The sequence below is a fragment of the Desulfosarcina sp. genome (genome assembly GCF_046496365.1).
Taxonomy (GTDB): domain Bacteria; phylum Desulfobacterota; class Desulfobacteria; order Desulfobacterales; family Desulfosarcinaceae; genus Desulfosarcina.
Map to the genome: position 1 here is coordinate 63,384 of NZ_JAWOHB010000165.1, position 8,182 is coordinate 71,565.

6 protein-coding genes are annotated in these 8,182 nt (G+C 57.1%); 5 read left to right on the forward strand and 1 reads right to left on the reverse strand.

All coding sequences use genetic code 11. The annotated features are described in order from the left end of the window. The gene (tkt, locus tag R6V78_RS17125) at window positions 1-2,022 is read right to left on the reverse strand and encodes a transketolase (protein WP_410290594.1); all 2,022 of its coding nucleotides are present in this window, start codon (window positions 2,020-2,022) and stop codon (window positions 1-3) included. Window positions 2,023-2,253: 231 nt separating this feature from the next. On the opposite strand from tkt, the gene R6V78_RS17130 reads away from it, so the two are divergent. The 5 genes from R6V78_RS17130 to R6V78_RS17150 all read left to right on the forward strand — a co-directional run bounded on the left by R6V78_RS17130 (window position 2,254) and on the right by R6V78_RS17150 (window position 8,112). Continuing rightward, window positions 2,254-2,991, forward strand: a complete 738-nt coding sequence (locus R6V78_RS17130) for a FadR/GntR family transcriptional regulator (protein WP_410290595.1) — start codon at window positions 2,254-2,256, stop codon at window positions 2,989-2,991. 60 nt (window positions 2,992-3,051) lie between these two features. After that, on the forward strand, window positions 3,052-4,656 hold the full coding sequence (locus R6V78_RS17135) for an ABC transporter substrate-binding protein (protein ID WP_410290596.1): 1,605 nt from the start codon (window positions 3,052-3,054) through the stop codon (window positions 4,654-4,656). A 77-nt stretch (window positions 4,657-4,733) separates the two neighbouring features. After that, window positions 4,734-5,666: an ABC transporter permease gene (locus tag R6V78_RS17140; protein WP_410290597.1), complete on the forward strand. Its 933-nt coding sequence runs from the start codon at window positions 4,734-4,736 to the stop codon at window positions 5,664-5,666. Next, on the forward strand, window positions 5,663-6,499 hold the full coding sequence (locus R6V78_RS17145) for an ABC transporter permease (protein ID WP_410290598.1): 837 nt from the start codon (window positions 5,663-5,665) through the stop codon (window positions 6,497-6,499). Before R6V78_RS17140 ends, R6V78_RS17145 begins: the two co-directional genes overlap by 4 nt. Before the next feature lie 32 nt (window positions 6,500-6,531). Further along, a complete protein-coding gene (locus R6V78_RS17150) occupies window positions 6,532-8,112 on the forward strand; it encodes an amidohydrolase (RefSeq protein ID WP_410290599.1) in 1,581 nt (526 codons plus the stop codon). The last annotated feature ends 70 nt before the right edge of the window (window positions 8,113-8,182 follow it).

Here is an 8,182-nt window from a genome sequence, read left to right on the forward strand (position 1 = left end):
CTATTTTTCCAGCATCCCCAATGCGGTTGCAACGATTTTCTCAGCCGTAAAGCCGAATTTTTCCAGAACGGTTCCGCCGGGGGCAGAGGCTCCGAATCCATCCATGCCGATGACTTTTCCGTTGGGACCGGCGTAACGCTCCCAGCCCATGGGGATGCCGGCTTCCACGGCGATGCGGTGTTTGACGGCCGGTGGCAGGATCCGGTTTTTAAACTCCGTTGAATGGGCTTCAAACAGCTCCCAGGAAGGCATGCTGACCACACGGGCGGCGATGCCCTTGCCGGCCAGGATCGCCTGCGCCTTGAGGGTGATATGCACTTCGGCCCCGGTGGCAATGAGGAGAATGCGGGGTTTGCCCTTGCAGTCCGCCAGCACATAGCCACCTTTTTCCACACCGCCTGTGGTCTGTTTTGCATCCAGGATGGGCAGTTTCTGGCGGCTGAGAATCAGGGCCACCGGACTGTCGTTGGTTGCAATGGCTTTGCACCAGGCGTCGCTGGTCTCCGTGGCGTCGGCCGGTCGGATCACGGTCAGGTTCGGGATGGCGCGCAGGGCGGCCAGGTGTTCCACGGGCTGGTGGGTGGGGCCGTCTTCCCCAACGGCCACACTGTCGTGGGTGAAGACGTAGACCACCGGCAGCTTCATCAGGGCGGCCAGGCGGACGGCCGGGCGCATATAGTCGGAAAATACAAGGAAGGTGCCGCCATAGGGGCGCACACCACCGTGCAGAAACATGCCCGACATGATGGCGCCCATGGCGAATTCGCGGACGCCGAAGCGGATGTTACGGCCATCGTAGCTGTTTTGGCGGAATTCAGGGCTGCCGTTGATATGGGTCTTGTTCGAGGGCGCCAGGTCGGCCGAGCCGCCCATCAGGCTGGGAAAAATAGCGGCAGCGGCATTGAGTACTTTGCCCGAGGCGGCACGGGTGGCCATGGGGCCGTCTTCGGGTTTGAACCGGGGCAGGCCGGCCTCCCAGCCCTTGGGCATGAAGCGGGTCAGGGCGTTGACCCAGCGGTCGGCCAATTCCGGATGTTGCCGGGCGTATTTCCGATAGGCCGTTTTCCATCCGGCTTCGGCTTTCTCACCCGTTTTTAAACAGGTTCGAAAGGCGTCCAGGGCCTTTTTCGGAATAGCGAAGGGCTCCTTTTCTTTCCACCCCAGGGCCGCTTTGGTCAGCCTGACCTCTTCTTCACCCAGGGGGGCGCCGTGAGCGTCGGCCGTGTCCTGCTTGTTGGGGCTGCCGTAGGCGATATTGGTTCTGAGCATGATCAGGGAGGGCTTGCCGGTCTCCGCCCTGGCGGCCAGGAGCGCCTTTTCAACGGCATCGGGATCGTTGCCGTCTTCAACGGTGATCACCTGCCAGTCGTAGGCTTGGAAGCGCTGGGCCACGTTTTCGGTAAAGGTGCAGCCGGTAGATCCCTCGATGCAAATGCCGTTGTCATCGTACAGGCAGATGAGTTTGGACAGCTTCATATGACCGGCCAGGGATGCCGCTTCGGAGGTCACACCCTCCATCATGTCGCCGTCGCCGCACATGACGTAGGTGTAGTGATCCACGATCTCGTGTTCCGGCCGGTTGAAGCAGGCGGCCAGATGCCGTTCGGCCATGGCCATGCCCACGGCGTTGGCAAAGCCCTGACCCAATGGACCGGTGGTGGTCTCCACACCGGGCGTGTGGCCGTATTCGGGATGGCCGGGGGTCTTGCTGCCCCATTGGCGGAAATTGCGGATCTCCTCCAGGCTGAGGTCGTAGCCGGTCAGGTGCAGCAGGCTGTACAGCAGCATGGAGGCATGGCCGCCGGAGAGGACGAAGCGGTCCCGGTCGGGCCAGTCTGGATTTCTCGGATTGTGTTTCATCACCCGCGTCCACAGCACGTAGCCGGCCGGAGCCAGCCCCATGGGTGCACCCGGGTGGCCGGAGTTGGCCTTCTGCACCGCATCCATGGACAGGGTGCGGATGGTGTTGATGCAGAGATCATCGATGGTCGGCTGCGGCGGCGTGTTCGTCTGGCTGCTCATGTCATGCGGCTCCTTTGGCGGTGGATTCAATTGATGCGCGAGGTCAATGGGGGTTGATACAAAAGATTGCATGGGGACGCAAGGCTTTTGAGTGGGAAAGCGACAGCGAGCGCAAGGTCGGTTATCAGCGTGCCGGCATCCGTATTGACAAAACAATTAAAAACCGATAATTGGTTCAACCAATTCAAACTGGTTTAGAGATTTATCCGCAATAGCGGGTGCTTGTAATCCATGACTGGAAAAAGAATAAAAGGGTCACGCAGCGCGGCGGACAACCTCAGGCCGGTAACCCACACCAAGCTGCATGAACAGATCGTCTCTCAGATTCAGGATCTGATTCAATCCGGAAATCTTCAGCCTGGCGACCGCCTCCCGCCCGAAAGGGCGCTGTCGGAAATTTTCGGTGCATCCCGTCATTCGGTGCGTGAAGCCATCCGCTGTCTGGAACAACAGGGGATGTTGAAAAGCAGGGTGGGCAGCGGTACTTTCGTGATCCTGGAGGATTCGTCACCCCTGAGCGAATTTCTGGCGGTGGCGGTCCATCGAGAAAAACACAAGATCTCGGAAATTTTTCAGTTCCGGAGAATGATCGAACCCCAGATTGCCGGACTCGCCGCCCAACATGCCACGCTCCCGGATATCCTGCACCTGGAGGCGATTGTCCGGGATCAGTCGCAGGCCCTGCATGATTCGGTTCTGACAGGCGCGTATGATCAGAAATTTCATATCGCCCTTGCCCGTGCCACGAAAAATTCAGTTCTGTTTCATATCGTCGAACGGATCACCGATGTCCTGACCCATGTCAGGGATAAAGCCTCCCAGACGGATTACCGGAAAAAAAGGTCCCTCGAAGGACATCAAACCATTCTTTCAGCTGTCCGGGAGGGGGATCCGGAAAAGGCGCGCAGGGCGATGGAGAAACATCTGGCGGTGATTGAACAGACGATAATCGACAACGGTTCGAAGTAGTTCGGCAGCAGGCTTCAACTTGAAGGACAAACCCAAACCATTCAGACTTGAGGAGGAACAATGAAGAAAATCGGTATGCTGATCCTGACAGCGATTCTGGTATTCGGCGCAGGCGGAAATGCATTGGCCGAACGTGCGGGCGGTACGTTCAACTGGATCGCCCCCTACGGTGGTGACTTTCATAATCTCGATCCCCATATTTCCGCCCGGACCAACGATTACCTGGCATTGATCAATATGAACCGGGGACTCTTCCGATGGAACCCCGATACCAACGAACCGGCCGGAGAACTGGCGGAAACGGTGAGTGTCTCCGATGATGGTCTGGTCTATACCTTCAAACTCCGGGAGAATGTCAAATTTCACAACGGCCGCAACATGACTGCCGATGACGTGATATGGAGTTTCAACCGGATTATGGCCAAAGAAACCGCCTCCCCCTGCGCCCGTTATGTGCGTATCGTCAAGGGCGCCAAGGAGATGGAAGCGGGAACGGCGCAAACCATTTCCGGCATGAAGAAGATTGATGACTACACCGTCGAAATGACATTGGAGGATCCCCTGGATCCCGGTTATCCCCTGTGTCATCCCTGCGCGGCCATCCTTCCCCGGGAGGAAGTCGAGAAAAAAGGTCAGGGCTTCGGCGTGGATCCGGTGGGGTGCGGTCCTTTCCAGTTCGTGCGTTGGGAAAAGGGTAGTGTGATGGAGATGAAAAAGTTTTCTGAATACTACGAAACCGGAAAACCCTATCTGGATAAATTGGTTTTCCATATCATGCCCGAAGGTGCTGCCCGCGATGTCGGCTTCCGTTCCCAGGAGCTGGACGCCACCCTCGTCGGTTCCGCCCAGTACCCGTCTTACCAGCAGGACCCGGAGATCTCCAAGAATTTGGTGGAGGTTGCCGAAATGTTCACACGCCATATGGGCTTCAACACCAATTTTAAACCGTTTGCCGACAAACGGGTGCGTCAGGCCATCAATTATGCCATCAATGAAGACCTGATTATCAAAAAATTCCTTAAGAACAAGGCCTATCCCGCAGTCAGCTTTCTGCCGACAACATCCCCTGCATTTGATGCCAGCGCCAAACCGTACGGCTATGATGTTGAAAAAGCCAAGCAACTCATGAAGGAAGCCGGCTATGAGAGCGGCTTTGAATTCACCTGTATTGCCACCAGCAACGAATCTTTCGGCGCGGCTGTCGTGGAAGCCATGATCCCGTTTCTCAAAAAGATCAACGTCACCGTCAAACCGCAACTTCTGGAGGGTGCCGCGTTAAGTGAGAAAGTCTTTAAATCGGCGGATTTCGATGCGTATATCTGGTCGGTCGAATCCGGTCCCGATCCGCGCCAGGCCTTGACCCGCTGGCATTCCAACAACCCCAGGAGTGCCGGGAACCTGGTTGAGTACAGCAACCCGGAATTTGACAGGCTGCTCGACGCTGCAGGCAAAGAATACGATTCGGCAAAAAAGAACGATCTTCTGCGCAAGGCAGACGGTATATTCAAGGACGATGCGCCGATCTGGTTTTTTAACTACAACAAGGCCATCATCGCCCATCAGCCCTGGGTTCACGGTATCAAACCCGTGGCTGTGGAACACATGTTCCAGGATTTTACCAGCATCTGGGTAGAAGCGTCTTCTCCCAGAGCCACCCAAAAATAATCTCCAACAGGTTGGGTTGAGGTATTCAACCCAACTCAACCCAACCTGTACCGTTGAGAAATGACGCCGGCAAGGCCATGGCTGCTTATACGCTCCGCAGACTGCTGCAGTTTATCCCGACGATCCTGATCATTTCCCTGATCATGTTTGTGCTTCTGAACGTGCTTCCGGGCAATGCCGCCCTGATGGCCGGGGACAAGGGGCGGGTCATGGATCAACAATACATAGAAAAGATGCACAAGCAATGGGGGCTGGATAAACCGCTGCATATCCGCTACCTTCATTACGTCCGTGATATGGCCACCGGTGATCTGGGGGTTTCCTTTCTCCGGGGAGAAAAGGTCAACACGCTTCTGGCCGCAAGACTGTGGCCCACATTCAAATTGGCCATCGCCTCGCTGATCATCGCCGTGTGTGTGGGGGTTCCCCTGGGTTTTTATTCGGCGCTGAAACAGAATACATGGATGGATACGTCTGCAATGATGGTCGCCGTATCCGGTGTTTCCGTTCCCCAGTTCTGGCTCGGACTGGTGCTCATGTATTTTTTCTCGGTTAAAATCAGGATTTTCCCCACCTTCGGCTACGGCGGAGGGAGTTTTTTGCACCTGGTTTTGCCCGCGTTCACGCTCGGCGTCGGATATATGGCCCTTTTGGCCCGGACGACCCGGGCGGCGGTCGTGGAAGTACTCAACACCGACTACGTCCGCACAGCACGGGCCAAAGGGCTTTCTGAACTCTGGGTCAACCGGAAACATGTTTTCCGCAACACCCTGGTGCTTATCCTGACCACGGCGGGCCTTCAATTCGGTTCATTGATTGGGCAAACCGTGGTCGTGGAGAAACTGTTTTCCTGGCCCGGCATCGGTTCCCTGCTGGTGGATTCCATTTTCCAACGCGATACCGCCGTAACCCAGGGGTGCATTCTGGTTGTGATCCTTGTTTTTTTGGTCGTCAATCTCTGTGTGGACCTCTTGTATGCGTTCATTGATCCCCGGATCGAATACGAATGAGAGACAAACTGAAAAAGATCTTCAGGCGAAAGAATCTGGTTTTGGGCGGGATGATCGTCATCCTGGTCAGTGTGATGGCCATATTCGCCCCGTTGCTGGCGCCATACCATCCCATTGATGACGCCGATCTGATGAACGCCGAAGAACCGCCGAGCAGTCGTTTCTGGTGCGGGACGGACAGCCAGGGCCGGGACATTCTTTCTCGGATTATCTACGGTTCGAGAATTTCCCTGAGCATCGGATTGGTGACCCAGCTGGTGAATACGATGATCGGCATCGTCTTGGGCTTGACCGCCGGTTTTTTCGGAAAGTGGTGGGATGACCTGGTCATGGGGCTTACCAATATCATGCTTTCCATTCCGCCAATGATTTTTGCCCTGGCCATAATGGCATTGCTGGGTCCGGGGTTCATCAATGTTTTCATCGCGTTGGGATTGACCAACTGGGCCTACAGCTGCAGAATTACCCGTTCACAGGTGCTCGCAGCCCGGTCCATGAACTATGTGATTGCGGCCCGGGCGCTGGGCTACGGTAAAATCCGGATCATGTTCACCCAGATCCTGCCCAACGTGATCGGCCCTATTATTGTCATCGCCACTTTGGGGGTAGCATATGCGATTCTCCTGGAAGCCGCCTTGTCTTTCCTCGGTCTGGGTACGCAGCCCCCCAATCCGAGCTGGGGTGGCATGCTGGCAACCGCACGGGATCAGTTTTTTACGACCCCATGGATTTCCGTATTTCCGGGTGTGGCCATTTTCATAACCGTTCTGGGGCTCAATCTGTTCGGCGATGGCCTCAGAGATATCCTGGACCCCCATGTTACCCGCAAATAATCCCATACCACGCAACACCTAAAGGCGGACCTATGAATCTCACCATCTATTCCACAGAGATATTCACCTGCGACCCTTCACGTCCCCGGGCCGAAGCCATTGCAGTGAGAGACGGAAAAATTGCAGCCGTCGGATCCAACACGCACGTGCGCAACGCCTGTGCGCCTGACGGACCGGTGCTGGAACTGCCGGGCAGGCTGATTACACCGGGATTTACGGATGCCCATACCCATTTCAACCGTCTGGGGCAGAGCCTTGGATGGGTTAGCCTCAAAGGGCTCTCCTCTATCGCCGCGTGCCGGGAAAAAATACGTACGGCCGTGGCACAGACACCACCGGGACAATGGATTGTCGGTTTGGGATGGAACCACAACCAGTGGACCGATCCGCGCGAGCCCACCCGCAGCGACCTGGATGACATCACCCCGGACCACCCGGTTATGATGGTCCGGGCCTGCTGCCATTCCATATGGGTCAATACCCGGGCGTTGGACGTGGCCGGTATCACCGCCGCATCACCGGAACCGCCGGGCGGAAAGATTGACCGGGAGCCCCGTACGGGGCATCCCACCGGCCTGATCCGTGAAGCGCGGAACTTGATCCAGAATCACATTCCCGCACCCACCCTAGAAGCGCGTAAAGCGGCGTTGGTAACTGCACAGGAAGAAGCCCTGCGCCTCGGTTTTACCGGCGTCCATACCATGGAATCCCTCGACGAGTGGGAAGCGGCCCATGCGCTGGAACAAGAGGGCCGGTTGAAAATCCGCCTGTACCACCTTTTCCAGAGCGATGAGCTGGATGCACTGGCCCCGCGCGGCATCGCCCCCGGATCCGGCAGCGGCCACCTGTGGTTTGGTCATGCCAAGTTTTTTGCGGACGGATCCATGGGCGCCAAAACCGCCCTGATGCATGACCCCTACGAAGATGATCCGGATGACTTCGGCATCCCGTTTCTGGAGCCGGCGGTGCTTTGCGAACGGGTGACCCACGCCTGCTCGCTGGGCTGGAGCGTTGCCATTCACGCCATCGGTGACAAAGCGGTAACCCATGCCCTTGACGCCATCGCCCATGCCCGGAAAAAATTTCCTGCCAATCTGCCCGATCGTATCGAGCATATTCAGGTTTGCCGCCCGGAGGATGTGCACCGGTTCCGTGAATTGGGTGTGGTTGCTTCCGTGCAGCCGGTTTTCGTTCCCACCGACTGGCCCGCGGCAGAACGGTTGTGGGGCCAACGCTGCCGCAACGGGTATGCCTGGAAAACCCTCCTGGAGGCCGGTATCGGCACCCAGTTCGGTTCCGACTGCCCCATTGAGCCGATTGATTTCCGTCTCGGCCTCCACGCGGCGGTTACGCGCCAGACCGTCGGCGGTGACCCAGAGGGCGGCTGGTACCCTGACCAACGACTGACACTGGCGCAAGGGGTACGCGGGTTTACGGTCCAGCCGGCCCTGACTTCCGGGAAGGGGGCGCTTTTGGGTATGCTCGCTCCTGGAAAATGGGCGGATATGACCATCTTTCGGCACAATTTGTTTGACTTGAAGCCGGATGCGTGGTTGTCCACAGAGGCCGAAATGACCGTTGTCCAGGGAGAAATCGTTTTTCGGCAAAGCTGACGGGGCGCTGACACGACGATGGGTGAACATCTTCTGGAAATCGACCGGCTGCAAACCGTATTTGCCACGG